This window comes from Mycolicibacterium tokaiense (assembly GCF_010725885.1).
Classification (GTDB): Bacteria; Actinomycetota; Actinomycetes; order Mycobacteriales; family Mycobacteriaceae; genus Mycobacterium; species Mycobacterium tokaiense.
Genome location: NZ_AP022600.1, coordinates 4,684,701 through 4,709,473, shown reverse-complemented (window position 1 = coordinate 4,709,473; position 24,773 = coordinate 4,684,701). Strand labels below are relative to the sequence as shown.

Genomic DNA, 24,773 nt, shown 5'->3' with positions numbered 1-24,773 from the left:
GCGCGGACGCCTACCCCTAGTCTTGATCGGTGACTCTTCTGTTGGGCCCGGTGCTGCGCCATGTCGCGGAGACGACGGCCATGATCTGGGTACAAACCGAGAACCCCGCAGAGGTGGAAATTCTCGGCTGCAGGGCGCGTACCTTCCAGGTGCAGGACCGCCACTACGCGCTGGTACCGATACAAGGCCTGGAGCCCGATTCGACCACCGAGTACGACGTGGTCATAGACGGGGTCAAGGTCTGGCCGGAGGCCGACTCCGAGTTTCCGCCGAGCCAGATCCGTACCTGGGGCCCGTCCCGAGCGGCCCATCTGCGGATGATCTTCGGGTCGTGCCGCTACCCGAAGACCGGTGAACCGAAGATCGACGACAAACTCGGCCAGGACGCGCTCGACTGCTACGCCAGCCGACTCACCGACGTGCCGATGGAAGACTGGCCCGACGTGCTGATCCTGCTGGGGGATCAGGTGTACGCCGACGAACTCACCCCCGAGGCACGCCGCAAGCTGGCCGGCCGGCGCAGCCGCACGTCGAAGAAACGCCCGCCCGACGAGGTGGTCAGCTTCAACGAGTACGAGAGTCTCTACCGGCACACCTGGGGCGATCCCGAGATCCGCTGGGTGATGTCCACCATCCCCACCGCCATGATCTTCGACGACCACGACATCCGCGACGACTGGAACACCTCCGCCGCCTGGCGCGCCGAGATCAACACCGAGCCGTGGTGGCGCGATCGCATCCGCGCGGGCCTGGCTTCCTACTGGGTGTATCAGCACATCGGCAACCTCAGCCCGCAGCAGCTGGAAGTCGACGAGGACTACCAGAAGGTCCTGGCTGCCGAGGGCGACTGCTGGCCGCTGCTGGAGGAGCTGGCCGACCGCGCCGACCGCGAGGTCGACGGCGAAAAAGGGCTGCGGTTCAGTTTCCGCTGGGACCTGGGCCGTAGCCGGCTCATCATGATCGACTCGCGCAACTCCCGCATCCTCGACGGCGGTGAACGCAAGATGCTCGGTGACCGTGAATTCGCCTGGCTGGAACACCAGGTGGACGAAGACATCGACGAGCTGGACCACCTGATTCTGGCGTCCTCACTGCCGTGGCTGCTGCCACCGGCGATCGGCGACGTCCAGTCACTCAACGAACGGGCCGCCGCCCGATCCGGCCTGCGGGGCAAGCTGGCCGAAAAGGTGCGCCAGACTGCCGATCTGGAGCATTGGCCGGCATTTTTCGCGTCGTTCCAGCGCCTCAGCGACCTCATCCTCGAGGTGGCCCGTCGCCCGGACGGTAGCGGGCCCGCAACGGTGTCGGTGCTCTCCGGCGACGTCCACCACAGTTACGCCGCCAGGGCGCAGTTCCGGGGCGGAGCAGGCACGCAGGTCTACCAGCTGGTCTGTTCCCCGGTGCACAACTACGTGCCGACCTTCATGAAACCCGTCTTCAAGCTCGGGTGGTCGCCCACCATGGCGTCGCTGATCCGGCGCTGGGCGCAACGCCTGGGGGTGCCCGAGCTGCCGATGTCGTGGCGCAACCTCAGCGGACCGCTGTTCGGCAATACCATTGCCACGCTGGAAACCTCCGGACGTGATGCCGAGGTCGTGTTCGAACAGCCCCGCGACAACGGCGAGCTGAACACCGCAGCCAGGATCCCGCTGACGGACTGACGGTTACAGCTCTGCCGGGCCGGGTGCGGGATCCGGACGGCGGGGGGCCCGGTCCAACCACCGCGCGATGCGTGGCTCCAGCGCGGCCAACACCAGTACCACCACGGGCCACACCACCGAGATCACCACAGTGGTCTCCCACGCCCCGCTGTCGAGATACCCCTCGGCGTCGTACTGGGGGAAGAAGGGCTCGATGATGCCGAACTGGATCGCCGGTGCCACGGCAATGCACAGGGCCAACCCTGTCGTCGCCCCGAACGCACCGCGCAACAGGTACGCACGCGGTGAGCGCACCCGCGGCGCCGCGCGATGGTGCGCCAGCAGGATGATCAGCAGCAGGGTTCCCACCACACACGCGAGCACGTCCCAGTCGCCGCCGCCGAAGATGAAGGCAATGGCGCCGGCCACCGTGGCGAGCGCGAGCGCACCCGGATCGACCCGCTGTTCATAATCCCCGGGCGCGGTCCCCGAATCGGGCGAGGATTGCGCACCCATGGCAAACGAGTATGGCGCACCGGGCGGTGGTCCGAACGGCGGCGCGCCGGTGCGCGCGGCCCCCCGGCGATCCCGCGCCGCCAAGGGTGATCCGCGATAGATTCAACTGCCGCGGGATGTTGGCATCAGTGCTTTACACTGCGCACGCCGATCGACCGACAGCGCCGTCAGGAGTCGATACACAGACGAATGGGTTGGGGTCCACGCTCGATGAAGGTTTCCGCCGCCGCCGCGTCGGTTGTGATGCTGTTCAGTGGGGTCGGGGGCACTGCGGTGTCGTCAGCTGAACCGGTTGACATGGCCCCCAAGACCTACGCGAAGACGACCAGGGACGGCTGGCTACTCAACATCCAGTTGGACCGGGAAGTGGTGAACTCGGTGCCCAACCTGGCCAACGCGGCTGACTCCCGCGAAGGGTTCGTCACCCTCTCCGGAACCGCGACCGCCACCGGAGGTCCCGGCCAGATCACCGACAGCCTGTTCATCCTGGGCTACCAACTGGGCTGCCAACGCGATGTCTCGACCGGCCTGCAATACGGCGGCACCGCAGGCATCGCTCCCGAGGCGTCGGTGGGATTGCCGCTGCGTGACGGCGCCAACCTGGGCATCGCCGGCGGCGGGGCGGGCTTCGTCCAGACCGTCGTCCAGCCCGGGGTGATCGTCGACCTGCCGCTGTCGAACATGGCCCTCAGTGAGGGCGGGCAGGCGATGATCGACATCGACAACATCCACGTCAAAGCCGACGCCTGCGGCGGCGATGTGACCATCCGTTCCTACGGTTACCTGCGCGTGTCCACCTCGGCGGCCCACACCCAGTTCGCCGTCTACGGCGACCCGATCAAGATCTGAGGGAACGGATGCCGGCGAAGTACGCGATAGCTGCGGCCGCACTGCTGATGCTGACGGCGCCCGGGGCGGCCGCCGAGCCGCCCGACCTGCCGGGCGCCCCCGATTACGTGCCCGGCGCGCCGACCCCGGAACCCGGCAGCTTCTCCTACCCCTACAACATCATCGTCACCGGCCCGCCCGCCACCACCGATTCGCGCGGAGTGCGCATCACCACCAATGCCGGGGCGGGACAACAGCTCAGCGGCCTGCCCGGCAGTCAGCTCGGCAACGCCGGACAGGCGCCGGGCAGCCTGACCAGTTCCAGCGCCTCGTACGGGATCTCGGTGGGTAACTCGCACCCGATGCCTCCGAACGCGGGAATCAACATCAGCGCCGGGCCGCAGACCAGCGTGCAACTGGAGAATGCCGGCGGTCAGTCGCCGCAGTCGGTCCTCGGTATCGAATCCGCCTTGCCGACAACGGATCCCACTGTTCCGGTGATGAACCTCGAGGACCCCAACGGTCAACACCTGCCGCCCGGCTGAGTCCCCTCAGTACCGCGCATCGCTCTGCAGCAGAGGCGGATACACCGTAGACGATTCCCCGTCGACGGTGGTTCCCGCGAACTGCAACATCGCACGCACCGCACCGTTCTGCGGTCCGGGGTCGATGGGAGGCGGCGCCGACGCTGCGTCCAGGGCGGCTCGCTGGGCATCGGTCAGCACGATCTCCAGACCCGCGAGGTTGTCGGTGAGGTGGCGCAGCCGCCGTGCTCCGACGATGGGCACCACGGTGCCCGGTCGACCGCGCAGCCAGGCCAGCGCGACCGCCGCGGGGGTGGCACCGACTTCGGCAGCGACCGCAGCCACCGTGTCGATGACGGTGAACTGCTCATCAGTGGGCCGCCCCACAAAATCTGCGCGGGCGGAGTCGTCGACAGCCCCGGCGCGCCGGTACTTGCCGGAGAGGAAGCCGTTCTTCAGCGGACTCCAGGGCACCAGCGCCATTCCCTGGTCCCGCGCCAGCGGAGCCATCTCGTGTTCCACGGTGCGCGCCAACAGCGAGTACTCGATCTGCACAGCGATCAGGGGGGTCCACCCGCGCAGCACCGCGGTGGTCTGCGCCTGTGCCGTGACCCAGGCCGGAGTGTTGGAGAAACCGATGTAGCGCACCTTGCCCGCGCGCACCAGGTCGTCGAGCGCCCGCAGAGTTTCCTCGATGGGTGTGTTGCGGTCCCAGTTGTGCAACCAGTACAGGTCCAGATGGTCGGTCTGCAGCCGGCGCAGGGTCTGTTCCAACTGCGCAACGATGGACCGCCGCCCCGCCCCGCCGCCGTTGGGGTCCCCCGGGTACATGTTGGTGAAGAACTTCGACGCCAGAACAACACGATCGCGTTGCCCTGGACGTGCCCGGAAGTAGTCGCCGAGGATGGCCTCGGAGTGACCGTTGGTGTAGAAGTTGGCCGTGTCGATGAAGTTACCGCCACGCTCGAGGTACCCCGTGAGGATCTCCTCGGCCTCCGCGACGTCCACCCCCGCTCCGCCGGGATCTGCACCGAAAGTCATGGCGCCCAGGGCGAAAGGGCTGACGCGCAGACCTGATCTGCCAAGGGTGACGTAGTGATCGAGAGACATTGGATACTCCTGGGTTCGCGGTAGGTGTGCCTGTCCATGACATCCCGGTTTTGCCTTCCCCGGTAGCTCATTACCATCACGTGGTTGCACAATCCTGCTCAATCTGAGCGGATGGGGTAGCGGGGCCGACGACCCGGTGGTTGGCTGTCTCCATGTCGGGATTCGATGACCCCTTGACCGCTGTTTGCGGTCGCATCGCGGCGCACGCGCGGCCGGATCTGCGGACCCCGATCGACGGCCTGTACCTGTCCGCCGTACTCGAACCCGATGCGGCACCCGAGTTCTCGCTGACCGAGCCGATCCTGGTCGTCATGGCCCAGGGTGGCAAGCGACTGACGATCGGCGACCGCACCTACGAATACCGCGCCGGTGATTGTCTGGTGGTCACCGCCGACCTGCCGGTCACCGGTCACTATCTCGACGTGGAAGCCGGGAGGCCCGCCCTGTCGCTGGGACTGACGCTCTCCCCCGCCGCGGTGGCAGACCTGATTCTGCGGGTGCCGCCGAACTGGTCTGCCCGGGCCGGTACGCCGGCCTCCGCCATCGCCACTGCCGCGGCCGACGTCGACCTGCTGGATGCGGTCCGCCGGCTGGTCCAGCTGCTCGACCGTCCCGGCGACACCGCCGTCCTGGCCCCGTTGATCAAGCAGGAGATCCTGTGGCGTGCATTCACCGGCCCTCTCGGGGACACCGTGCGCCAAATCGGGCTGGCCGACGGAGATCTCGCGCACGTCAGTCGGGCAGTGGCCTGGATTCGCGACCATTACGCCGAGCCGATCACCGTCGACCACGTAGCCAGATTGGCTGGAATGAGTCCGTCCACCCTGCACCGTCGGTTCCGGGCGGTGACCGCCCTGAGTCCCGTGCAGTTCCAGAAGCAGATCAGATTGCAACATGCACGACGGCTGCTGCTCGCTGAGACCGGCGACGTGGCGTCAGTCGGACACGCGGTGGGGTACGACAGCTCGTCGCAGTTCACCCGGGAGTACCGCCGGATGTTCGGTCATCCGCCGGGACGGGACCGCCTGCGCCTCAAAACGGCCACACACTAATTCGTGTCCATGGGAACGCCGTACTGCCCGATGACAGCGTTATCGGCCACCGCGGTTGCGGTCGCCTGTCCACCGGACAAGGTCCCCTGGATGGTCACCACGTCGTTGACGTCAAACGGTACCGCCGAGACGAAGGGGGCGCCGCCGGATCCGGTGACCGCAGTGGTGTTCGGCGTCACGCGGAAGGTCTGAACTACACCATCGTCGCTGCGGGTGGTGATGGAATCAGAGGTCACGGCCACGACCGTGCCCTGCTGGTTCACCGACTGCGGCGCGGTGACGGTGTAGGCGCTGGGCGCCGGATCAGCGGGCGGCGTCTCAGACTCCGACTGGGCGACCAGCACCGCAGCGCCGAAGCCTGCGAAGGCGAGACCCAGTGAGGCCGGAAACCACAATGCGCCGGCTGACGTACGCGCGACGGTCGCGGCCGGGGAGCCAGGGCGCTCCTGGCGGGCATGGCGGTGTTTGCCTGACATCGGGAAATCGCCTCCTCGGATGGCTCGTCGACGGTTCGATCGCTGCCGGATCTTTACCCTCCCCCTCAAATGCATAAACCCGGCCAGCTATTCCCGGCGAAGGGTTTTCCCCAGGTGGACCTCGGGTAACACCTACGCGGAACTGGTCGTCGGTGCACGTCAGAGGAGGTTTACATGACCGAACCGATGTCGCCGGCGGCAAATTCCCGACAGAAGGTGGGAAGACCCGGTGTCGTCCTCGTCTGCATCGGGGTGTCCGCATTCCTCGTCTGCGTCGCGGCCTACGCGGTGGCGTGGGTCGACCTCGGCACCTGGGCAGGCATCGTCGCGTTGATCACCAGCGCCGCAGGCTGGGCCCTGCTCTCCGCCGAAGGACGCCGCCAGCGCGGCAGCCAACCCATCCGCAGCAGCCTCGGCTCGAAACCGGCCTGATCGCACCTGCCTCGCTATGCTTGCCCATTCCGGCCAGTCGCACCGGACTACCGGGCCGAGATGTCGAGGATGGTCATGTCTGCGCAAACCTCGCGTGTTCCCAGCCACATCCGGCTGACATCGCACAGCGGCGGGCCGGACGCTCCCCCGTTGGTGTGGGGCGCGCCCACTGCGGCCGAACGGGGCCCTGTCATCGGCACCACGGGAACGCGTGCCCACCGCAACGTCATCGGTACCCATTCCGGGTCCTACAGCGTCTACCGCGCGCTGGCGGTCGCATCCGGCGCGTTGTCGCGGGAGCACCGGGCGGACCTGACCAATACCTCGCCCACCGACGTGGTGGGTCCCTACCCGCAATGGGGTGACCCGGCTGCGATCGTCAGCCTGGATCCCTGGGGCGCCGCGGTGGCCGACGTCTTCGCGCCCCAGATAGCCGCCGGTGCGGACATCCGGCCCACCATTGCCGTGACCAAAGCCCATGTGCAGCTGCCGGAGATCGCCGAGGCAATCGCCAAGGGCAGGCTGCGCCCAGATGGGCGGGTGCTGACCGACGGCGGCGCCGCAGTGGTCACCAAGGCGGCAGTCGAACCGGTCTGGCATCTGCCGGGGGTGGCTGCCCGCTTCGGCTGCTCCGAGGCAGACCTGCGCCGGGTGCTGTTCGAGGAGACCGGTGGGATGTACCCGGAGTTGGTGACCCGGGGCGACCTGGAGGTGTTCCTGCCCCCGATCGGCGGACAGACGCTCTACATCTTCGGCGATCCCCGGGCCCTGTCGGATCCGTCGGTGGAACTGACCGCCCGGGTGCACGACGAATGCAACGGTTCCGACGTGTTCGGTTCCGACATCTGCACCTGCCGGCCGTATCTGACGCACGCCATCGAGGAGTGCATCGCGGGCACCCAGCGCGGTGGTGTCGGCCTGGTGGCCTACTCCCGCAAGGAAGGCCGTGCGCTCGGCGAGGTCACCAAGTTCCTGGTGTACAACGCGCGCAAGCGCCAGCTCGGCGGCGACACCGCCGATCAGTATTTCGCCCGCACCGAATGTGTTGCGGGAGTGCAGGACATGCGGTTCCAGGAACTGATGCCCGACGTCCTGCACTGGCTGGGCATCACCCGGATCCATCGGCTGGTGTCGATGAGCAACATGAAGTACGACGCCATCACCGGCTCCGGCATCGAAGTCGGCGAGCGGGTGAACATTCCCGACGAGTTGATTCCCGCCGACGCCCGGGTGGAGATCGACGCCAAGATGGCCGCCGGCTACTTCACCCCGGGCGAGGTCCCCGACGCCGATGCGCTGCGCAACACCGTGGGCCGGGGACTGAGCGGGTGACGGCGACGGTCGCCGAACTGCGCACCACGGCGGGAATCCGCTCCCGGGCTCGACTCCTGCTGCAGCGGACGCGCCGCGGCGAGTCTCCCTGGTTCACCGTCGACGATGATGCCCTGCCCGCTGCCGCCGCCGCGGTGGCCGATCTGACGGCGCAACGCTTCCCGGATCTGCAGATCCCGTTCCACAGCCGGTGGCGGCACTTCGAGGCCGGCGGCGTGGACCGCAAGGGCGAACTCGATCGCCTGCTGGACGGCAGCAGCGACGCCGAAAGAGCGCGTGCCTACGTCGATCTGACGGTGGTCAGCGTGCTGCTGGATGCCGGCTCCGGACCAGACTGGAGTTACCGCGAAGCGGACACCGGGCAGGTCTTCACCCGTTCCGAGGGACTCGGGGTCGCCAGCTTCCACGCCTTCACTGCCGGCGTGTTCTCCTCAGATCCCGGCCGTCCACTGCAGGCCGACGCCGAAGGACTCGCCGCGCTGGATACCGATCAGCTGGCGCAGGCGTTCCAGGTCACGCCGGACAATCCCCTGGTCGGGGTGCACAGCCGAACCCACCTGTTGCGAAGGCTCGGCGCGGCCGTCGACCGGCGTCCGGGCACCCTGTTCGACGCGCTCACTGCCGACGGCCCGGCCGTGACGGCCCATGCCGTGCTCACCGCGCTGCTGGAACAGCTGTCGGGAATCTGGTTGACCGACAGCGCCATCGACGGTGTTCCCCTGGGCGACTGTTGGCACCACTCCGCGGTGCCGGGGGGCTGGATGCCGTTTCACAAGCTGTCGCAGTGGCTGACCTACTCGTTGCTCGAACCGCTGCAGTGGGCAGGCGCCGAGGTATCGGGTCTCGACGAGCTGACCGGGTTACCCGAGTACCGCAACGGCGGGCTGTTCCTGGATACCGGCGTGCTGACACTGCGCAACCCCGGCTGGAGTAGCGAAACATGGTCGGTCTCAGACGAACTCGTGGTCGACTGGCGCGCGGTGACGGTCGCGCTGATCGACGAGCTGGCGCCGCTGGTGCGCGAGCGCCTGGGCGTGGACGCCGCCGCCCTGCCGCTGGCCTGCATTCTCGAAGGCGGCACCTGGGCGGCCGGACGTCGATTGGCCGCACAGCTGCGCGACGGCCTGCCACCACTGTCCATCCTCAGCGACGGAACGGTCTTCTGACATGTCTGACGTACACCTGGTCGATCACCCCCTGGTGCAGCACAAGCTGACCCTGTTGCGTCAGAAACAGGTGTCCACCAACAACTTCCGACGACTGGTCAACGAGGTCTCGGCGTTGCTCACCTATGAGGTGCTGCGCGACATCCCGTTGCACGACATCGAGATCGAGACACCGCTGGAGACCATGACCGGTCAGGTGATCGACGGCAAGAAGCTGGTGTTCGTCTCGATCCTGCGCGCCGGGACCGGCATCCTGGACGGCATGCTGTCGGTGGTTCCGGGCGCGCGCGTCGGCCACATCGGCCTCTACCGTGATCCCAAGACCCGGATCGCCGTCGAGTACTACTTCAAGATGCCGCACGATCTCGCCGAACGCGACATCGTGGTGGTCGATCCCCTGCTCGCGACCGGACATTCGGCGGTGGCCGCGGTGGACCGGCTCAAGGAGTACCAGCCCAAGTCCATCAAGTTCGTCTGCCTGCTGACCTGTCCCGAAGGAATCGACGTGATGACCACGGCTCATCCCGACGTCCCCATCTACACAGCCGCCGTCGACCGCGAACTCGACGCCGCGGGCTACATCGTGCCCGGGCTCGGCGACGCCGGGGACCGGATGTTCGGAACGAAGTAGAGGAGTCACCGCCATGCGCAGTGCGCTGTTTGTCCTGTTCGGCGTCATCATCGCCTTGTTCGGGCTGCTGTTCACCCTGCAGGGGCTCGGGTTCGTCCAGGGCAGCCCGATGAGCAACACCACCACGTGGTCGGTGCTGGGGCCGCTGATCGCCGTCGGCGGGCTGGCGCTGATATACCTGGGCCGCCGACGCCGCTGACGTCAGTACGGCTGGGCTAGTTGGGGCTGCACCTGCGTGCCGACCGCCGTCACGAACTCCGCGAAGTCGACGTCGGCGCCGGGCTGGAACACGATCGTGTCCGCGCCGGCGTCCACCCACCGCCGGGCACCGGCCGCGACCTGGGCAGGCGTCCCGTACACCGCGAGGTCGGCGTCGACGTCGAAGTCCCAGCTCCGGAGTTCCTGCCGGGCACGACTTTCGGCGTTCTCGCCGAGCGCGCACTGCAGATAGGTGACCACCGAGTGCGGGGCGGGTTGCGTGCGCAGAGCCCGTCCGGTGTCGATATGCGCCACGGCGGCCCGCAGCACGTCCGGCGAGGTGCCACCGGTGATGATGGTGCCCGAGGCCAGCTCGCCGGACAACGCCAAGGTCCTGGGACCCCCGGCGGCACACAGCAGTTCGGTGCCCGCCGGCGGCGGCCAGTCCAGCTGCACACCGTTGAGCCTGACGTAGGTTCCGTCGACCGTCACCTCATCACCGTCGAGCAGCTGACGCAGGGCGGTCACGTACTCCCGCAACAGCGTCATGGGCGAGGCGACTTTCGCGCCGATCTGGGCCATCCACTCCTGCACACCATGGCCCACCCCGATCCGCACCCGGCCGGGAAACGAGCGGCACAACGTGGCGATCTCCATGGCGGTCAGCGCGACATTGCGCATCGGCACCGGCAGCACCCCGACTCCCACGGTCAGGTGCTCGGTGGTGGCCAGCGCGACGGCCGCGGCCGAAATCCCGCCGGAGAGGAAACAGTCCTCCCACAGCCACAATTCGTCGAGTCCGGCGACGTCGGCGGCGCGGGCCGCGGACGCCAGGGTCTCCGGCGCGAACTGCGGCCGGAAGACGCAGCCCACCCGAGGCGTCGTCACAGTGTGCCGAAGAATTCGATCCAGTTGCCGTCGGGGTCGGCCAGGAACAGGAAGCCCATACCTGGCACCGGTTCGAACTCGGTGAGGGGTTCGACCACCTGGTACGGCGACTGCTCCGCGCGCTCGGCCAGCGCGGTCAGGTTCTTCACCGCGAACGAGAAATACCGGATACCGGCCTGAGCCTTGCCGCCGCCGGGCGCGGTGGGCTGCGGCGGCGCCGTGGTGTAGGTGACCAGCTTGACCACATTGGCACCCAGCGCGTAGCGGCGCTGTGACCCGCCGGGGAAGTCGAGGTCGGCCTGCAACTCGAGACCGAGGAAGTCTCCGTAGAACTCGCTCATCGCCTCGAGGTTGGTGGTCACCACGCCCACCTCGAGGCTGGGGCTCAGCAGATCCAGTTTCGCGGACACGGGGTCATCGTGCCATGCGTCACACCGTCTGGGGCCCAGCCCCCGTCCAGGTGGCGTCGATCATGCTCGCCACGTCGATCACCTTCGCCTGGATGGACTCGGGCGCGTCGATCTGCTCGGACACGTGCGCGGCGATGAAACGCCGGATCTCGGCGTCCACACCACCGATCAACCGGACGATCTCCCCGCGGATGGACTGCGATTCCACGTGCACGCTGATGTCGGTGGCCCGCGGTTTGGCCACATCCAGGATGAGCACCAGGGGCTCGGCGGCGCGGGCGGTCGCGCGCAGCGCGATCTCGCCGTCCACCGTGAATCGTTGCTTGTCCAGGCGCAGGTCCACCAGCAGATCGATGACCAGTGGGATCCGGATGGTGAACGTGATGGTGTCGCCGAGCTGGCGGATTGCGCGCGGTTCCTGGATGCGGACTTTCGCGGTCACCCGCGCCAGCCGGCCCGGCCCCTGGGCCATCGGGCCCATCGTCAGCTCGTCGCCGGCGATCTCACCGAACGCCGCGGCCACCCGGTCCTCGGTCACCGCGAGAGCGAAGAAGTTGCGCCCCCACTGCTCGTAGGTGACATAGTCATGGGAGTCCATAGTGCTCCTACGTTCTCACAGTGGGTCGGCCAGACTGTCCAGGTGAGCATTCGCGAGTCCCCCGCTCCCCCCTTCGGCACCCTGATGAGGCAGTGGCGCACCCGCCGGCGGCTGAGCCAGCTGGACCTGGCCATCGACGCCGACATCTCCGCACGTCACCTGAGTTTTCTCGAGACCGGCAGGTCGGTGCCGAGCCGGGCCATGGTGCTGCGGTTGGCCGCCGTCCTCGACATACCCCGCCGTGAGCAGAATCAACTCCTGGTGGCGGCGGGTCTGGCGCCGGTGTACACCGAACGGTCCCTCGAAGATCCCGAGATGACCGCCATCGCCGGCGCCGTGCAACGGGTGTTGACCGCCTACCAGCCCTATCCGTGCCTGGCGGTGGACCGTCGCTGGACCATCGTGGCCACCAACACCGCGGCGACGGCGCTGCTGGACGGCGTCTCCCCCGCCCTGCTGGCCACCCCGAACGCGCTGCGCATCGCGCTCCACCCCGACGGGCTGGCCCCGCGGATCCGGAATCTGGCGCAGTGGCGCCACCACCTGCTGCAGCGGTTACGCCGCGAGACCGCAGTCAGTGGCGACCCCGAGCTGGGGGCGCTGCTCAGCGAGTTGGAGGGCTATCCCGGGGACGGCCCGGCCGACGACGAGGACGCCGGCGTGGTGGTGCCCTTGGAGCTGCAGACCAGCTCCGGGGATGTGCTGACGCTGCTCAGCACCGTGACGACGTTCGGGACCGCACTGGACCTCACCGCCGCCGAGCTGAGCCTGGAGGCGTTCCTGCCCGCCGACGACGCCACCGCGCGGGCCCTGCGATGACGGCGCACCACACGATGGCGCTGCGGGTGCGGTTCAGCGAGTGCGACATGCAGGGCCGGGTGTTCAACTCGCACTATCTGACCTGGGTCGACATGGCGCACACCGACGCCCTGAGCGCGGTGGTCGGTGACTACCAGGCGCTGGTGGCCGGCGGCATCGACGTGGTGGTGGCCGCCGCGCAGCTGCAGTTCCGGCGACCGGCGCACTACGACGACCGGCTGACCGTCGAGGCGACCTTCCGCCCACCCGGAAACACCTCACTGCAAACGGAATTCAGCATCCTGCGCGACGGCGAGCTGCTGGCAGACTGCCTGATGACCCACGTGTGCGTCGAGACGAAGACCTACGGCAAGCAGCCCTGGCCCCAGTGGGTCCGCGACCGGATCAGCTCAGCGGCCGCGTCGCACTGACGTCGTATTCGGCGACCGCGGCGGACAGCAGCGCAGCACTCTGCTGATCATCGGGCCCGCTGCCGCGGAACGCGTCGACGGCCTGCTGGGTCTCCCACCGCTCGAAGACATTGATCCGACCCGGGTCCACCAGGTCGGCGCTGATCGAGAAGCCCAGGCAACCCGCGGCAGCGCGGGCCTGCTGCACCACCGCCACACAACCCGTGAGATAGCCGTCCCGCTCGCCTGCGGCGACGTGCAGATACCCGGCGACGATCACCATGGCCGAACCTCCTGTCTGCTGTGCTGTATCGACCCGGCGACGGCGCCGAACTCATCGGTAGTCGAACAGGGCGCGCCAGTGTTCCTCGGAGATCTCCCGCCCGGCGCGCATCATCATCGCCAGTCCGGTCGCCATCGCCACCCCCAGCAGGCCCAGCCACAGCCCGGCCACCGCGATCAGAACCCACAGCACCGTGCGAACCTCCGGCCAGGGAGCCACCAGCGCGAGCACCGGGGCGAAGAAGAATCCGAGGCCCACATACCAGGATGAACCGGCCTGATCCGACTTCAGCACGAACCGCAACCAGCGGGGCAAGGGATCGTCAGCCATGCTGTCACCCTGCGCCGATGCGGGTCGCCGGGCAATTACCTGCCAGGTAGCCGTTCTGGCCCTAGGGTTTGGGAATGGGCCACGACCACCACGGCGGAAGTCACCAGCACGGACCGCAGCGCGACCTGCCGCCAGGCATGTTGGAGCAACTCGAACTGGCGTATGCCGGTCTGGCGTCGTTCGGGCACCGGCCGTTCCTCACCGAGGTCGAACAACTCGACGAGTGGCAGCCCGACGTCGCGATCGTGGGCGCGCCCTTCGACATCGCCACCACCAACCGCCCGGGTGCGAGGTTCGGGCCCCGCGCCATCCGTGCCACCGCCTACGAGCCGGGCACCTATCACATGGACCTCGGGCTGGAGATCTTCGACTGGCTCGAGGTGGTCGACTTCGGTGATGCCTACTGCCCGCACGGGCAGACCGAGGTGTCGCACAACAACATTCGTGAGCGCGTGCACGCGGTGGCTTCCCGCGGCATCGTGCCGGTGGTGCTCGGCGGTGACCACTCCATAACCTGGCCCTCGGCCACCGCCGTGGCGGATGTGCACGGCTATGGCAACGTCGGCATCGTGCACTTCGATGCCCACGCCGACACCGCCGACATCATCGAAGGCAATCTGGCCAGCCACGGCACCCCGATGCGGCGGCTCATCGAGTCCGGTGCGGTGCCCGGCACCCACTTCGTCCAGGTGGGTCTGCGCGGCTACTGGCCCCCGCAGGACACCTTCGAGTGGATGCTCGAGCAGGGCATGACCTGGCACACCATGCAGGAGATCTGGGACCGCGGTTTCAAGGAGGTGATGAACACCGCGGTCAGCGAAGCACTGGCCAAGGCCGACAAGCTGTACCTGTCGGTGGACATCGACGTCCTCGACCCCGCGCACGCCCCGGGCACCGGCACCCCGGAACCCGGTGGCATCACCAGCGCCGACCTGCTGCGCATGGTGCGCCAACTCTGCTACGAACACGACGTCGCCGGAGTGGACGTGGTGGAGGTGGCACCGGCCTACGACCACGCCGAACTGACCGTCAACGCCGCGCACCGGGTGGTGTTCGAGGCGCTCTCGGGAATGGCCGCGCGACGGCGCGACGCCGCAGGCGGCAAGCCCGGGCACCCGTCACCGTTGGCGACGTGACACCCGGGCCGGGCCGCTACTGCTCGTAGCTGCAGATGGCGTCGACCTTGTCGGCAGACTTGCTGTTGGGGTCGAATTCGTAGTCCAGCCATTCCTTGGCCAGCCGGCGCGCCAACTCGAGGCCGATGACCCGCTGGCCCATGCACAGCACCTGCGCGTTGTTCGACAGCACCGACCGCTCGACGGAGAACCCGTCGTGGGCGGTGACGGCGCGGACACCGGGCACCTTGTTGGCGGCGATCGCGACACCGAGGCCGGTGCCGCAGATCAGTAGTGCACGATCGGCTTTGCCCTCGGCGACCAGACGGGCCGCGGCCACCGCGATGTGCGGGTAGGCGGTGTCCTCATCGGTGCCCACACCGACGTCGGTGACCTCGGCCACGCGGGAGTCGGCGTTCAGATCGCCCTTGAGGGCTTCCTTGTACTCGTACCCGGCATCGTCGGAGCCCACCACGATCCGCAGATTGGACGGCATCACTTGTCTCCTTCTGAAGTCAGAACTGCGGCAATGGTGTTGGCACACATCGCCAGCGACGTGGCCCCGGCGTCCGGGGTACCGATACTGCGTTCGGCCAGCGGGCGGGCGCGACCCACCTTCGGCCGCAGCTGCGCGGTGTCCTTGGCGGCGTCGGTGGCGACCTGCGCGGCAGCCGGCCACGCGTCCTGCCACGACTGGCCGTCCTTGACGCGGCGCTCCAGGTCCTCGACGAACGGCAGCAGCGCGTCGAGCATCGTCTTGTCACCCGGTGCGGCGCCGCCGAGGCTGATCAGGGCGTCATAGCCGTCGCGCAGGCCGGCGGCCACCGCGGCCGACTGCGGTGTACCGGTGTCGCCCAGGCGGGCTCCGACCGCGGAAAGCATTGCCCCCCACAGCACCCCGGAGGTACCGCCCGCCTTGGCGGCCCACTCCTTGCCGGCCGCTCCCAGCACCGACGCGGTGCCACCGTCCTGCGCAACGGCCGCGTCGGCGGCCGTGCGTGCCGCCGACGAGCCCTTCACCATGCCGCGCCCGTGGTCACCGTCACCGGCGACGGCATCGATGCGGCCAAGTTCGTCCTCGGCGTCGGCCAGCATGTCGGCGATGGCGGTGACGGCCCGGGCCACGAACTGTCCGCAGCGCCGGCCGTCGTCATCGGAGAGTTCGGCGAGCACCGGCGCCTCCACCGCGGCGTCAGCGGCGGCGTCGGTACGCTTCTCCCCTGCCGACGCGGACACCGCGGCGCCCTTGCGGTAGGCCGGGGTATCGGCCGGCGCGGTCCAGTACTTCTCGAGTTCGTCGTCGAGCCACATCACCGTCAGTGAGCACCCGGCCATGTCCAGGCTGGTGACCAACTCACCGACCTCGGGCTCGACGATCTCGAAACCTTTGTCCCGCAACAGCTGCGCTGCGGTGCCCCACACCACGAACAGCTCTTCGTACTTGGTGCGGCCGAGGCCGTTGAGGATCACCGCGATGCGCCGCGATGCGTTCTCCGGGAAATCCTCGAGCACACCGTCGACCAGGGTGGCGGCCAACTCGGCCGCGGACGGCATCGGGTGATCGGCCACCCCGGGTTCGCCGTGGATACCCAGGCCCAGACCCATGTGCCCCTCGGGCACGGTGAACAACGGATGGTCGGCGCCGGGCAGGGTGCAGCCGTCGAAGGCCACGCCGAGAGTGCGGGTGGCGTCGTTGGCGGCCGTGGCCACCCGCACCACGTTCTCCAGGTCCAGGCCGTCCTCGGCTGCGGCGCTGGCGCACTTGAACACGGTGAAGTCCCCGGCGATCCCGCGGCGCTTGGCTTCTTCGCCCTTGGGTGCCGACGCCACGTCGTCGGTGACGGCGAAGTACACCGCGTCGATGCCTTCGCTCTTCAGTTGCGTGACGGCCAGGCCGAAGTTCATCACGTCACCGGCATAGTTGCCCGTGGTCAGCAACACTCCGGCGTCGCCGTGCGCGGCGCGGGCCACCGAGGCGGCCTCCTCGGCCGACGGCGAGGTGAAGATGTTGCCGACCACGGCCCCGTCGGCGAAACCCGGACCGACAGTGCCGCAGAACGCCGGGTAATGCCCTGAACCGCCGCCGATCACCACGGCGACCTTGCCCGGGGCGGTCTTGTTGGCACGGACCACACCGCCCGGTACCCCCGCAACGTAGCGGGAGTTTGCGTCGAGGAAACCGGCGAGCATGTCCTCGGTGAACCGCGCCGGGTCGTTGAACAACTTGGTCATCGCAACCTGTCTCCACTCTCGGCGTCGAAGAGGTACACCCGCTCGGCGGGGGCGGTGATGCTCACCCGCTGCTCGGACTGGTAGCTCTCCTGCGCGGGAGTCTGTACGACGATTCCCTCTTCCATACCGGCAACCGTACTGGTAGCCAATCCGAACTCCAGCAGGTGCTCGAAAAACGCGACGGTGGCTGTGATGCCGCCCTCGGCGCCACTTTCCTCCGCGGCCAGCGCACAGTCCTGGGGCCGGACGCCAACCGTCACAGCGGTCCCGTCGGGGATGCCGGTGACGGTGGTCTCCAGCGATCCTGCGCGCTCGCCGATCTCGACGTGCACCCGCCCGTCCTTTACCCGGGTGATACCGCGGACGACGTTGATCTGGGGTTCGCCGACGAAGGTGGCGACGAACAGGTTGGCCGGGTCGTCGAACACTTCGTCCGGGGTGCCGAACTGCTGCACGATGCCGGCGTCCATCACCGCCAGCCGGTCGGCCAGTGACAGCGCTTCCACCTGATCGTGGGTGACCACGATGGTGGTGTAGCCGAATTCCCGCTGCAGCACCTTCAATTCGCGACGGACGCGCTGGCGCGCCGAGGCGTCGAGGTGGCTCAGCGGCTCGTCGAGCAGCAGCACCGGTGGGTTGCGCACCAGTGCACGCGCCAGCGCCACCCGCTGCTTCTGCCCACTGGACAGCCCGGCGGGCCGCAAGTCCAGCAGATCGTTCATCTCCAGGCGGTCGCAGATGGAGGCCACCATCTGCTCGGCCCCGTTGACCTTGCGCGCCTTGAGTCCGTAGAGCAGGTTGTCCCGCACCGACATCGGCGGGTACAGCGCGTAACTCTCAAAGCCCACCCCGATCCCACGCTTGGCCGCGGGCAACTGGGAGATCTCGCGGTCGCCGATTTTGATGGACCCGCTGGTGACGGTCTCCAGGCCGGCGATCATCCGCAGCGTGGTGGTCTTGCCGCACCCCGAGGGCCCCAGCAGCGCAACGAGTTCGCCGGGTTCGATGGCCAGGTTGATGCCCTTGACGGCGGTCACGTTGTCACGGCCACGCGACGAGTACGTCTTCACCAGGTCGGCCAGCGTGAGGCTCTGCGCCGTGGTGGTGGTGCTCTCCTGTGTGACGGTCACTTCACGGCCTCCAAGGGGGTGTCTGCGCTGAGCCGACGGGTGTCGCCGTCACCGGATGCGAACACGTGCACGTTCTCGTCGGCGATTCTCATGGTCACCTGATCGCCCTCCCCCACGCCGTGGCGTCCCGAGGTCAGCACGATCAGCGGGGCGCCGCCGACGTCGACGGTGAGCTCGATGTTGCGGCCCAGCCGTTCGGCCAGTTGCACCCGCCCCCGCAGCGAACCCTCACCACTGGTGACGTGAATGTCGGAGGGCCGCAACCCGACCCGTACGCGGTCACCCCGGTCCACCCGGGCGTCGGCCGGGATCGCTACGTCGAGGTCGGCGCCCAGTCTGATCCGGCCGTCGTCCACCACGCCGTCGAGGATGTTGATCTCCGGCTGTCCCAGCGCCTTGGCCACGAAGGTGTCGGCCGGGCGGCGCCAGATCTCGTCCGGGGTGCCGATCTGGACCAGCTGCCCCGCGCGCATGACGCCGATGCGGTCTCCGAGGGCCAGCGCCTCCTGGTAGTCGTGGGTGACGTAGATGGTGGTGGTGTTGCTCATGGCACCGAGTTGTTTGAGTTCGGCCCGCATCTGCGCCCGCAGTTTGGCGTCGAGGTGGCTCAACGGCTCGTCGAGCAGGTACACATCGGCCGGGCGTACCAATACCCGGCCCAGCGCCACCCGCTGGCGCTGGCCGTTGGACAGCTCACGCGGGAACCGTTGCAGCAGATGGTTGATGCCGAGGGTCTTGGTGACCTGATCGATACGCTCGGTCTGCTGCGCCTCGGTGTACTTGCCGGTGCGCCCGGACTTCAACGGCGAGGCCAGGTTCTGGCTGACCGTCTTCTGCGGATACAGCGCATAACTCTCGAAAGCCATGGCGACGTTGCGGTGGTAGGGCTCCACCATCGTCATGTCGACCCCTCCGATGCGCACCGACCCGGCGTCCACGTCACCAGTCCCGCAATGGATTTCAGCGTGCTGGTCTTGCCGGCGCCGCTGGGGCCCAGGATGACGAAGAACTCGCCGTCGGCGATGTCGACGCTGATGCCGTCGACTGCCTTGGTCTTGCCGTACGACTTGTGCAGGTCTGCGACCTCGATGGTGGCCATCAGGCTTTCACCGCCCCGAACGACAGGCCCCGCACCAGGTAGCGCTGGATGGTCAGGGCGAGGATGAGTGGCGGCAGGGCTGCGATGAGTGCCGCGGCTGCCGTGAGGTTGTAGTACGCCTGGCCGCCGCCACCGAGGAACTTGGTGATGGCGACTGTGACGGTGCCGGCATTGCTGTCGGCCAGGATGAGCGGGAAGACGTAGTTGTTCCAGGCGAAGATGAACGCCAGCAGCGCGGCAGCGGCGATGCCGGGCCGCACGATCGGCAGCGCCACCATCACGAACGCCCGGGTCCGCGTGTAGCCGTCGAGCAGGGCGGCCTGTTCGAGATCAGCGGGCAGGTCCTGGAAGTAGGACCGCAGGATCCACACCACCAGCGGCATGGTGACCAGCTGCAGCACCCAGATCATGCCGACCTTGGTGTCGAACAGCCCGATCTGGTTGTAGATGACGAACAACGGCACGATGACCATGAGTTCCGGGGCGAAGCGGAAGCTCAGCATCTGGAACATCAGGTCGTTGGAGCCCTTGTACTGCCAGCGTCCCGCCGCGTACGCGGCCGGGATGCCGATCACCAGGGAGACGATGACCGCGCCGCCGCAGTTCAGCAGGCTGGTCAGCATCGCGGACTTGAAGTCCACGCTGGTCATCTGGGTACCACGGTCGGAGAGCACGGTGGCGAAGTTGGACCAGGTGGGACTGAAGGAAAAGTATGTCGTGGTCTGCTGTTCGGCGTTCTTCAGGGCCAGCATCAGCATCCAGAAGATGGGGAACAGCGAAAACAGGAACCAGAACACCAGTCCGATGTCGGCGGCCACCGAGCCGATGGACCAGCGCTTCTGGCCCGGAAGAAGTTCTTGTGCCATGACTTACGACTCCGCTCCGGCAGCACGACGCTGCGCCTTGCCGAGCACGCTCACCAGGTAGCGCGCCGTGATGAACACGATGATCCACAGCAGCAACATGTAGGTGCTGCCACGGGAGTAGTCGAGGTTGATGATCGAGTCCTCGAAGGCGCCGATCTGCAGGGTGCGGGTTGCCACACCCGGGCCGCCTGCAGTCAGCACGTAGATGTGGTCGAAAACCTTGAGGTTGTCCATGAACCGGAAGATGACGGCCACCAGGATGTAAGGCCACAGCATCGGCAGCATCAGCTTGCGGAACATGTAGAACCAGCCTGCGCCGTCGACTTCTGAGGCCTCGAACGGCTCCCGCGGCAGCGAGCGGATGCCGGCCAGCACCAGGATCGCGACGAAGGGCGTGAAGATCCAGATGTCGACCAGGATCACCGAGAACAGTGCGTTGCCCGCCGACAGCCAGTCGAAGGTGTTGCCCAGTCCCAGAACGTGATTGAGGATGCCGAACTGCGGGTTGAACATCAGCTTCCAGATCACGCCCGCGATCACCGGGGCGATCATCAGCGGCAGGATCAGCACCTTCTCGAAGATCTTGCCGATGATCGAGGACCGGTTGAGCAGCAGCGCCAACCCGACGCCGAGCACCGTCTCGATGAAGGTGGCTGCCACCGCGAACGTGGCGGTGACCTGCACGCTCTTCCAGAACACCTGGTCACCCAGCACGGAGCCGAAGTTCTGGAACCAGATGAAGTGCGGATCGGGGTTGACCGCGGCGTAGTTCAGGAACGCGTAGTAGGCGCCGACCGCGAACGGGTACAGGATGCCGATCACGATCACCACGGCGGGGATCGACAGCAGGTAGGGCCGCAGCTTGCGCCGCCAGGTGGGCACCTGCGGCAGATTGCGCGGCGGGGTGCCGCGCTGTTCCGCAGATGTGTTGGGAGCCTTGGACGTTTGAGTGGTCATGCGGGCTCCTAGAGGTTGACCTTGGAGGTGTTGGTCTTGGCAAGGCTGGTCAGCCGTGACCGGGCGTCGTCCCCGCCGTAGATGTCCTGCAGCGCCACCGCCCAGTTCTGCGTGGTGTCGAAGAACTTCTTCTGCGGGGTGAACTGGATCTTCGATTCACCGATGACGGTCTCGAACGCCTCGAGGTAGCCGTACTGGTCGGCGGCCACCCGCTTGAAGGTGGTGTCGAACACCGATTGGCGCACCGGGTCGGCGTACGTGCCGCCCTCGACCGCCTTGTTCATCGAGTCCTTGCCGGTGGCCCACTGGATGAACAGCCACGCCGGCAGCTTGTTGCGGGAGTTGGCACTCATGGCCCAACTCCAGGTCCAGAGGTTGGTCTTGTAGTTGCCGTCGGGTCCGGCCGGCCCGGCGTACCAGGCGATGTTGCCCGCCTCGGCGCTGGCACCCGGTTTGTTCTTCGGGTAGGTGGCACTGTCGGCGTCGAACACCATCATGGCCTTGCCGTCGCCGAGATCGCCGGTGGCGTTGGGATAGTCGTAGGTGGTCCACGACGTCGGGCCGGCGCGGTGCTGCAGGTCGATCCACTTCTCGGTGAACTCGACGGCGGCGTCGCTGTCCATCTCGGCCACCAGCTCCCGGCCGTTCCAGGTGTAGTCCACCGCACCCTGGCGCACGTACTGCGTCATGAAGCCGGGGTGGATGGTGGCCCAGGACTTCGACCCTCGGGTGGACAGGCCGTACCGGTTCTCCGAACGGTCGGTCAGGTCGACGGCCAGCTGGATGAAGTCGTCGAAGTTGTCGGGCAGCCGGGTGATGCCCAACTCGTCGAAGATGCGCTTGTTGTAGGCCACCACGTTGTTCTCGAAGCCCCACGGAATCGCCCACTGCCCGCCGGTCCCCAGCGGGTTGCCCAGGGTGAAGTCCCACCGCGTGGAAGTGCGCAGCCCTTCGAAGATGTCCTCGAAGTCGTACTCGGCGCTGGTGGCCGAGGTGTTCTGCAGCCAGGGGTTCAGGTCCTCGACCCATCCCGGCGGGCCGTACTGCCAGATGAAGTAGGCACCCAGCATGAAGGCGTCGTGCTTGCCGGAGCCGCCTGCCAGTTCGGTGTTGAGCTTGGTGAAGTAGTCGGCCTCGGGGACCAGGTCGACGTTGACCGTGATGCCGGTGAGTTCGGTGAACTCTTTGAGCAGCGGTTGGTAGGAGAGCTGGTAGGGGTGCGGGGTCTGCAGGATGTTGATCGTCTGGCCTTCAGCCTTGCGCCAGTCGAAGCCCCCGGTGACCTCTGAGGCGCCGTTGGGTGCGGGCGGATTGCCGCCCACGCCGCAGGCCGACAGCAGCGGTACGCTCGCTGCCGCAAGACCCATGGCGGCCAACATGTTTCGGCGGGACATCTGTGGCCCCTGGTAGTTGCGCATCGTCTGTCCTTCAGGCCGGGATCAGGGAGACTTTGACCGATTCCTTGCCACTGCCCACCAGATCCAGCCCCTTCTGGAACTCCGAGAGCGGGAGTTGGTGGGTGCAGATCTCATCCATGGGCAGGACGCCGGATTCCAGCATCTTGATGGCGGCCGGCCAGCAGTAGGCGCCCAGGTGCGCGCCGAGCACGTCGAGCTCCTTGTCGTCGCTGATGATGCTCCAGTCGACGGTGACGTCGCTGCCGAAGACGCTGTACTCGACGTAGCGGCCGCACTTGCGCAGCAGGTTGAGCCCTTGCGCGACTGCCGATGGGTGACCGGTGCCCTCGAGGTAGACGTCGGCGCCGTAGCCGTCGGTGAGGTCCTTGACGATCTTCTCGACGTCGTCTTCGGCGATGTTGAGCGCCAGGTCGGCGCCACACTTCTTGGCCAGCGCGAGCTTCTCGGGCGCCATGTCGAGGGCGATCACCCGGGCCGCATTCTTGGACTTGGCGCCGGCGATCATGCCGAGACCGATGGGTCCGCAGCCGGCGACCACCACGGTGTCCTCGAAGGTGAGCTGCGCACGCTCGACGGCGTGCAGGGCGCAGGACAGCGGTTCGACGAACGCGGCGTGCGCGGGCGGGAGGTCACCGGAGATCTTGTGCACCAACGCTTCCACCGGGTAGGTCATGTAGCCGGCCATGGCCCCCGGTGTCCGGCGCTTGAAGCCGTAGAGGTCGTGCGGCTGGCACATGTGGTACTGGCCGCGCAGACAGAAGCGGCACTTCCAGCACGGCACGATCTGCTCGGAGGTCACCCGGTCACCGACGGCGATTCCCCAGCGCTGCGCGGCCTCGTCGTCGAGTTCGACAACACGGCCCACGAATTCGTGACCGGGGATGACCATGGTCTCGGCCCAGGCCGGACGCTTGTCGTCACCCCAGAACTTGGCGGCGCCGTGGTAGCACTTGAGGTCACTGGCGCAGATGCCGACGGCTTCGACGCGGATCAGCGCCTCCCCCGGGCCGCGCTGCGGCACCGCCACCTCCTCGAGCCGGTAGTCGTTGGGCCCGTGACAGATCACTGCCTGCATCTTCTCCGGGATCGATTCGCTCATCAGCTAGCTCCTGGTTTTCGTCGGCGCACACCCCAGCACCAGTGTGGGTGGGGTCACACTATGCGACCTGCTGCATATTTGTCCAGAACGAATGTTCACCGAACTCCAGGCGTGCACAAGTGTTCAATGCCATACTCGTGAGGTGCCTCGACCTGCGCAGTCGCCCAGTCCGGCCGCCGGTCACGTCGCCGCGATGTCCGACGGCGAGGCCGGCCACTTCTCCGCGTCCCTGCTGTACTCGGCGGCCCGGCTGTACTACACCGAGGACGCCACCCAGGCCGACGTCGCCGCCCAGCTGGGGTGCAGCCGCGCAACGGTGAGCCGCCTGCTGGCCGAGGCCAAACGCCGCGGCATCGTCCGCATCGAGGTGGTACCGCCCGCCGAAATCTCCTCCGGCGACCTCGCCGACCGGCTGACCCGGGCGCTGTCGCTGGCGAAGGTCTTCCTCAGCATGCCCATGCCCGTCGCCGGACCCGGCCGGACCGTGCTGGACGTCATGGGAGGTGCGCTGGCGCCCGCGGTGGGACGGGCCCTGACCCAGGCCGGTCTGTTACCCGGCGACGTGCTGCTGGTCTCGTCCGGCCGGACGGTCTACGAGGTGGCGCAGGTGGATCTGGTGCCGCTGCCGGGTGTTCTGGTGGCGCCCACCGTGGGCGGCAATGACCAACCCGAGGAGTGGTACCAGACCAACGAGATCACCCGACTGGTGGCCAACCGCGTGGGTGGGCGCGCGAATTACCTTTTCGCACCGGCACTTCCGGGTCCCGACCTCTATCCGTCGCTGTTGAACGACCCCAGCATCCAACGGGTGCTGCATCTGTGGCCGCACGCCCGGTGCGCCCTCATGGGCGTCGGTGCGCCGCCCCTGCTGCGCAAGGACATCCCGCAGTTCGTGCCCACCCGCTCCACCTCGCTGCGCGACGCCGTGGGGGACGTGTGCTCACGGTTCTACGACCGCGACGGCACCGAGATCCCCTTCGAGGGCGCCGACCGGCTGATCGCACTGGAACTCGAAGCGCTGCGCCACATTCCGGTGACCATCGGCGTGGCCATCGGCAGCGACAAGGTGGAGTCCATCATCGCCGGTGCCCGTGGCGGCTACTTCAATCAGCTGGTCACCGATCCCGCGACGGCCGAGGCCATCCTGGCGCGGCTGGACGAGGAGGGCGGGGTCTAGGTGTACTCAGCCGTGACGTTGGTAGCGGGCGTGTTGGCTTGATGTGAGGAGAACCTCC

Annotated in this window: 28 protein-coding genes and 1 pseudogene; 13 read left to right on the top strand and 16 right to left on the bottom strand. The window is 67.6% G+C overall.

From position 1 onward, the window contains the following. Positions 1-29 precede the first annotated feature (29 nt). The gene (locus G6N58_RS22910; RefSeq protein WP_435406375.1) at positions 30-1,661 is read left to right on the top strand and encodes an alkaline phosphatase D family protein; all 1,632 of its coding nucleotides are present in this window, start codon (positions 30-32) and stop codon (positions 1,659-1,661) included. A gap of 3 nt (positions 1,662-1,664) precedes the next feature. Here G6N58_RS22910 and G6N58_RS22905 read toward each other — a convergent pair whose 3' ends face one another. Next, complete coding sequence (locus G6N58_RS22905; protein WP_163908339.1) at positions 1,665-2,156, bottom strand: hypothetical protein; 492 nt, start codon at positions 2,154-2,156, stop codon at positions 1,665-1,667. A 210-nt stretch (positions 2,157-2,366) separates the two neighbouring features. Here G6N58_RS22905 and G6N58_RS22900 point away from each other — a divergent pair, with 210 nt between their 5' ends. Both G6N58_RS22900 and G6N58_RS22895 read left to right on the top strand, forming a co-directional pair. Beyond that, positions 2,367-3,005: an MspA family porin gene (locus G6N58_RS22900; protein ID WP_115277173.1), complete on the top strand. Its 639-nt coding sequence runs from the start codon at positions 2,367-2,369 to the stop codon at positions 3,003-3,005. 8 nt (positions 3,006-3,013) lie between these two features. After that, positions 3,014-3,529, top strand: a complete 516-nt coding sequence (locus tag G6N58_RS22895) for a hypothetical protein (RefSeq protein ID WP_115277174.1) — start codon at positions 3,014-3,016, stop codon at positions 3,527-3,529. Between the two features lie 6 nt (positions 3,530-3,535). Here the strand turns inward: G6N58_RS22895 and G6N58_RS22890 are convergent, their stop codons facing one another. Beyond that, entirely contained in the window at positions 3,536-4,618 is a 1,083-nt protein-coding gene (locus G6N58_RS22890) for an aldo/keto reductase (RefSeq protein ID WP_115277175.1), read from the bottom strand. Between the two features lie 152 nt (positions 4,619-4,770). On the opposite strand from G6N58_RS22890, the gene G6N58_RS22885 reads away from it, so the two are divergent. Next, positions 4,771-5,670: an AraC family transcriptional regulator gene (locus tag G6N58_RS22885; protein ID WP_115277176.1), complete on the top strand. Its 900-nt coding sequence runs from the start codon at positions 4,771-4,773 to the stop codon at positions 5,668-5,670. Here G6N58_RS22885 and G6N58_RS22880 read toward each other — a convergent pair. Beyond that, positions 5,667-6,146, bottom strand: a complete 480-nt coding sequence (locus tag G6N58_RS22880; RefSeq protein WP_147289282.1) for a hypothetical protein — start codon at positions 6,144-6,146, stop codon at positions 5,667-5,669. The two genes, G6N58_RS22885 and G6N58_RS22880, sit on opposite strands and share 4 nt — an antisense overlap. Before the next feature lie 174 nt (positions 6,147-6,320). Here G6N58_RS22880 and G6N58_RS22875 point away from each other — a divergent pair, with 174 nt between their 5' ends. From G6N58_RS22875 to G6N58_RS22855, 5 genes are all read left to right on the top strand, one after another. Continuing rightward, on the top strand, positions 6,321-6,578 hold the full coding sequence (locus G6N58_RS22875; RefSeq protein ID WP_115277178.1) for a hypothetical protein: 258 nt from the start codon (positions 6,321-6,323) through the stop codon (positions 6,576-6,578). Positions 6,579-6,653: 75 nt separating this feature from the next. Further along, on the top strand, positions 6,654-7,910 hold the full coding sequence (locus tag G6N58_RS22870) for a GTP cyclohydrolase II (protein WP_115281329.1): 1,257 nt from the start codon (positions 6,654-6,656) through the stop codon (positions 7,908-7,910). Next, positions 7,907-9,076 (top strand): URC4/urg3 family protein, encoded by a 1,170-nt coding sequence (locus tag G6N58_RS22865; RefSeq protein WP_115277179.1) that lies wholly within the window; start codon positions 7,907-7,909, stop codon positions 9,074-9,076. The genes G6N58_RS22870 and G6N58_RS22865 overlap by 4 nt, the downstream gene beginning before the upstream one ends. Position 9,077: 1 nt before the next feature. Further along, positions 9,078-9,707, top strand: coding sequence for a uracil phosphoribosyltransferase (upp, locus tag G6N58_RS22860; RefSeq protein WP_068916824.1), 630 nt, complete (start codon positions 9,078-9,080; stop codon positions 9,705-9,707). Between the two features lie 13 nt (positions 9,708-9,720). Then, positions 9,721-9,906, top strand: coding sequence for a hypothetical protein (locus G6N58_RS22855; RefSeq protein WP_115277180.1), 186 nt, complete (start codon positions 9,721-9,723; stop codon positions 9,904-9,906). Between the two features lie 2 nt (positions 9,907-9,908). On the opposite strand, the gene G6N58_RS22850 is transcribed toward G6N58_RS22855, so the two are convergent. From G6N58_RS22850 to G6N58_RS22840, 3 genes are read right to left on the bottom strand one after another with little or no spacing between them, the layout of a single operon-like run. Further along, on the bottom strand, positions 9,909-10,793 hold the full coding sequence (locus G6N58_RS22850; protein ID WP_170314360.1) for an LLM class flavin-dependent oxidoreductase: 885 nt from the start codon (positions 10,791-10,793) through the stop codon (positions 9,909-9,911). Then, the gene (locus G6N58_RS22845; RefSeq protein WP_115277182.1) at positions 10,790-11,203 is read right to left on the bottom strand and encodes a VOC family protein; all 414 of its coding nucleotides are present in this window, start codon (positions 11,201-11,203) and stop codon (positions 10,790-10,792) included. Before G6N58_RS22845 ends, G6N58_RS22850 begins: the two co-directional genes overlap by 4 nt. Positions 11,204-11,222: 19 nt before the next feature. Further along, positions 11,223-11,801, bottom strand: a complete 579-nt coding sequence (locus G6N58_RS22840; protein WP_115277183.1) for a hypothetical protein — start codon at positions 11,799-11,801, stop codon at positions 11,223-11,225. Between the two features lie 84 nt (positions 11,802-11,885). Between G6N58_RS22840 and G6N58_RS22835 the strand changes: the two genes are divergently transcribed. Together G6N58_RS22835 and G6N58_RS22830 are read left to right on the top strand one after the other, a co-directional pair. Continuing rightward, complete coding sequence (locus tag G6N58_RS22835; protein ID WP_232068139.1) at positions 11,886-12,620, top strand: helix-turn-helix domain-containing protein; 735 nt, start codon at positions 11,886-11,888, stop codon at positions 12,618-12,620. Continuing rightward, a complete protein-coding gene (locus G6N58_RS22830; RefSeq protein WP_115277185.1) occupies positions 12,617-13,030 on the top strand; it encodes an acyl-CoA thioesterase in 414 nt (137 codons plus the stop codon). Before G6N58_RS22835 ends, G6N58_RS22830 begins: the two co-directional genes overlap by 4 nt. On the opposite strand, the gene G6N58_RS22825 is transcribed toward G6N58_RS22830, so the two are convergent. Both G6N58_RS22825 and G6N58_RS22820 read right to left on the bottom strand, forming a co-directional pair. Continuing rightward, positions 13,005-13,292 carry a putative quinol monooxygenase gene (locus G6N58_RS22825; protein WP_115277186.1) on the bottom strand — a complete coding sequence of 96 codons (288 nt, stop codon included), beginning with the start codon at positions 13,290-13,292 and terminating at the stop codon, positions 13,005-13,007. The two genes, G6N58_RS22830 and G6N58_RS22825, sit on opposite strands and share 26 nt — an antisense overlap. A gap of 51 nt (positions 13,293-13,343) precedes the next feature. Continuing rightward, positions 13,344-13,622: a hypothetical protein gene (locus G6N58_RS22820; RefSeq protein ID WP_115277187.1), complete on the bottom strand. Its 279-nt coding sequence runs from the start codon at positions 13,620-13,622 to the stop codon at positions 13,344-13,346. A gap of 137 nt (positions 13,623-13,759) precedes the next feature. On the opposite strand from G6N58_RS22820, the gene speB reads away from it, so the two are divergent. Then, the gene (speB, locus tag G6N58_RS22815; protein WP_163908661.1) at positions 13,760-14,758 is read left to right on the top strand and encodes an agmatinase; all 999 of its coding nucleotides are present in this window, start codon (positions 13,760-13,762) and stop codon (positions 14,756-14,758) included. Between the two features lie 16 nt (positions 14,759-14,774). Here speB and G6N58_RS22810 read toward each other — a convergent pair whose 3' ends face one another. From G6N58_RS22810 to eltD, 8 genes and pseudogenes are all read right to left on the bottom strand, one after another. Beyond that, positions 14,775-15,233, bottom strand: a complete 459-nt coding sequence (locus G6N58_RS22810; protein ID WP_115277189.1) for a ribose-5-phosphate isomerase — start codon at positions 15,231-15,233, stop codon at positions 14,775-14,777. Further along, on the bottom strand, positions 15,233-16,969 hold the full coding sequence (locus G6N58_RS22805) for a dihydroxyacetone kinase family protein (RefSeq protein ID WP_115277190.1): 1,737 nt from the start codon (positions 16,967-16,969) through the stop codon (positions 15,233-15,235). The genes G6N58_RS22810 and G6N58_RS22805 overlap by 1 nt, the downstream gene beginning before the upstream one ends. Beyond that, positions 16,966-18,099, bottom strand: a complete 1,134-nt coding sequence (locus G6N58_RS22800) for an ABC transporter ATP-binding protein (RefSeq protein ID WP_115277191.1) — start codon at positions 18,097-18,099, stop codon at positions 16,966-16,968. Before G6N58_RS22800 ends, G6N58_RS22805 begins: the two co-directional genes overlap by 4 nt. After that, positions 18,096-19,198, bottom strand: a pseudogene (locus tag G6N58_RS22795) (ABC transporter ATP-binding protein). The gene G6N58_RS22800 and the pseudogene G6N58_RS22795 overlap by 4 nt, the downstream one beginning before the upstream one ends. Continuing rightward, positions 19,198-20,064: a carbohydrate ABC transporter permease gene (locus G6N58_RS22790; protein ID WP_068916812.1), complete on the bottom strand. Its 867-nt coding sequence runs from the start codon at positions 20,062-20,064 to the stop codon at positions 19,198-19,200. Before G6N58_RS22790 ends, G6N58_RS22795 begins: the two are co-directional and overlap by 1 nt. A 3-nt stretch (positions 20,065-20,067) precedes the next feature. Beyond that, entirely contained in the window at positions 20,068-21,021 is a 954-nt protein-coding gene (locus G6N58_RS22785; protein ID WP_115277193.1) for a carbohydrate ABC transporter permease, read from the bottom strand. Between the two features lie 8 nt (positions 21,022-21,029). Next, the gene (locus tag G6N58_RS22780) at positions 21,030-22,439 is read right to left on the bottom strand and encodes an ABC transporter substrate-binding protein (RefSeq protein WP_115277194.1); all 1,410 of its coding nucleotides are present in this window, start codon (positions 22,437-22,439) and stop codon (positions 21,030-21,032) included. A 10-nt stretch (positions 22,440-22,449) separates the two neighbouring features. Then, a complete protein-coding gene (gene eltD / locus G6N58_RS22775; RefSeq protein ID WP_068916810.1) occupies positions 22,450-23,538 on the bottom strand; it encodes an erythritol/L-threitol dehyrogenase in 1,089 nt (362 codons plus the stop codon). A 142-nt stretch (positions 23,539-23,680) separates the two neighbouring features. On the opposite strand from eltD, the gene G6N58_RS22770 reads away from it, so the two are divergent. Continuing rightward, the gene (locus G6N58_RS22770; RefSeq protein WP_435406121.1) at positions 23,681-24,715 is read left to right on the top strand and encodes a sugar-binding transcriptional regulator; all 1,035 of its coding nucleotides are present in this window, start codon (positions 23,681-23,683) and stop codon (positions 24,713-24,715) included. Positions 24,716-24,773: the final 58 nt, after the last annotated feature.

Bases quoted from the DNA above. Each gene is read 5' to 3' on its own strand.
- G6N58_RS22905 (WP_163908339.1), bottom strand. From the start codon at position 2,156: ATGGGTGCGCAATCCTCGCCCGATTCGGGGACCGCGCCCGGGGATTAT.
- G6N58_RS22900 (WP_115277173.1), top strand. From the start codon at position 2,367: ATGAAGGTTTCCGCCGCCGCCGCGTCGGTTGTGATGCTGTTCAGTGGG.
- G6N58_RS22895 (WP_115277174.1), top strand. From the start codon at position 3,014: ATGCCGGCGAAGTACGCGATAGCTGCGGCCGCACTGCTGATGCTGACG.
- G6N58_RS22890 (WP_115277175.1), bottom strand. From the start codon at position 4,618: ATGTCTCTCGATCACTACGTCACCCTTGGCAGATCAGGTCTGCGCGTC.
- G6N58_RS22885 (WP_115277176.1), top strand. From the start codon at position 4,771: ATGTCGGGATTCGATGACCCCTTGACCGCTGTTTGCGGTCGCATCGCG.
- G6N58_RS22880 (WP_147289282.1), bottom strand. From the start codon at position 6,146: ATGTCAGGCAAACACCGCCATGCCCGCCAGGAGCGCCCTGGCTCCCCG.
- G6N58_RS22875 (WP_115277178.1), top strand. From the start codon at position 6,321: ATGACCGAACCGATGTCGCCGGCGGCAAATTCCCGACAGAAGGTGGGA.
- G6N58_RS22870 (WP_115281329.1), top strand. From the start codon at position 6,654: ATGTCTGCGCAAACCTCGCGTGTTCCCAGCCACATCCGGCTGACATCG.
- upp (WP_068916824.1), top strand. From the start codon at position 9,078: ATGTCTGACGTACACCTGGTCGATCACCCCCTGGTGCAGCACAAGCTG.
- G6N58_RS22855 (WP_115277180.1), top strand. From the start codon at position 9,721: ATGCGCAGTGCGCTGTTTGTCCTGTTCGGCGTCATCATCGCCTTGTTC.
- G6N58_RS22840 (WP_115277183.1), bottom strand. From the start codon at position 11,801: ATGGACTCCCATGACTATGTCACCTACGAGCAGTGGGGGCGCAACTTC.
- G6N58_RS22835 (WP_232068139.1), top strand. From the start codon at position 11,886: ATGAGGCAGTGGCGCACCCGCCGGCGGCTGAGCCAGCTGGACCTGGCC.
- G6N58_RS22830 (WP_115277185.1), top strand. From the start codon at position 12,617: ATGACGGCGCACCACACGATGGCGCTGCGGGTGCGGTTCAGCGAGTGC.
- G6N58_RS22825 (WP_115277186.1), bottom strand. From the start codon at position 13,292: ATGGTGATCGTCGCCGGGTATCTGCACGTCGCCGCAGGCGAGCGGGAC.
- G6N58_RS22820 (WP_115277187.1), bottom strand. From the start codon at position 13,622: ATGGCTGACGATCCCTTGCCCCGCTGGTTGCGGTTCGTGCTGAAGTCG.
- speB (WP_163908661.1), top strand. From the start codon at position 13,760: ATGTTGGAGCAACTCGAACTGGCGTATGCCGGTCTGGCGTCGTTCGGG.
- G6N58_RS22810 (WP_115277189.1), bottom strand. From the start codon at position 15,233: ATGCCGTCCAATCTGCGGATCGTGGTGGGCTCCGACGATGCCGGGTAC.
- G6N58_RS22805 (WP_115277190.1), bottom strand. From the start codon at position 16,969: ATGACCAAGTTGTTCAACGACCCGGCGCGGTTCACCGAGGACATGCTC.
- G6N58_RS22790 (WP_068916812.1), bottom strand. From the start codon at position 20,064: ATGGCACAAGAACTTCTTCCGGGCCAGAAGCGCTGGTCCATCGGCTCG.
- G6N58_RS22785 (WP_115277193.1), bottom strand. From the start codon at position 21,021: ATGACCACTCAAACGTCCAAGGCTCCCAACACATCTGCGGAACAGCGC.
- G6N58_RS22780 (WP_115277194.1), bottom strand. From the start codon at position 22,439: ATGCGCAACTACCAGGGGCCACAGATGTCCCGCCGAAACATGTTGGCC.
- eltD (WP_068916810.1), bottom strand. From the start codon at position 23,538: ATGAGCGAATCGATCCCGGAGAAGATGCAGGCAGTGATCTGTCACGGG.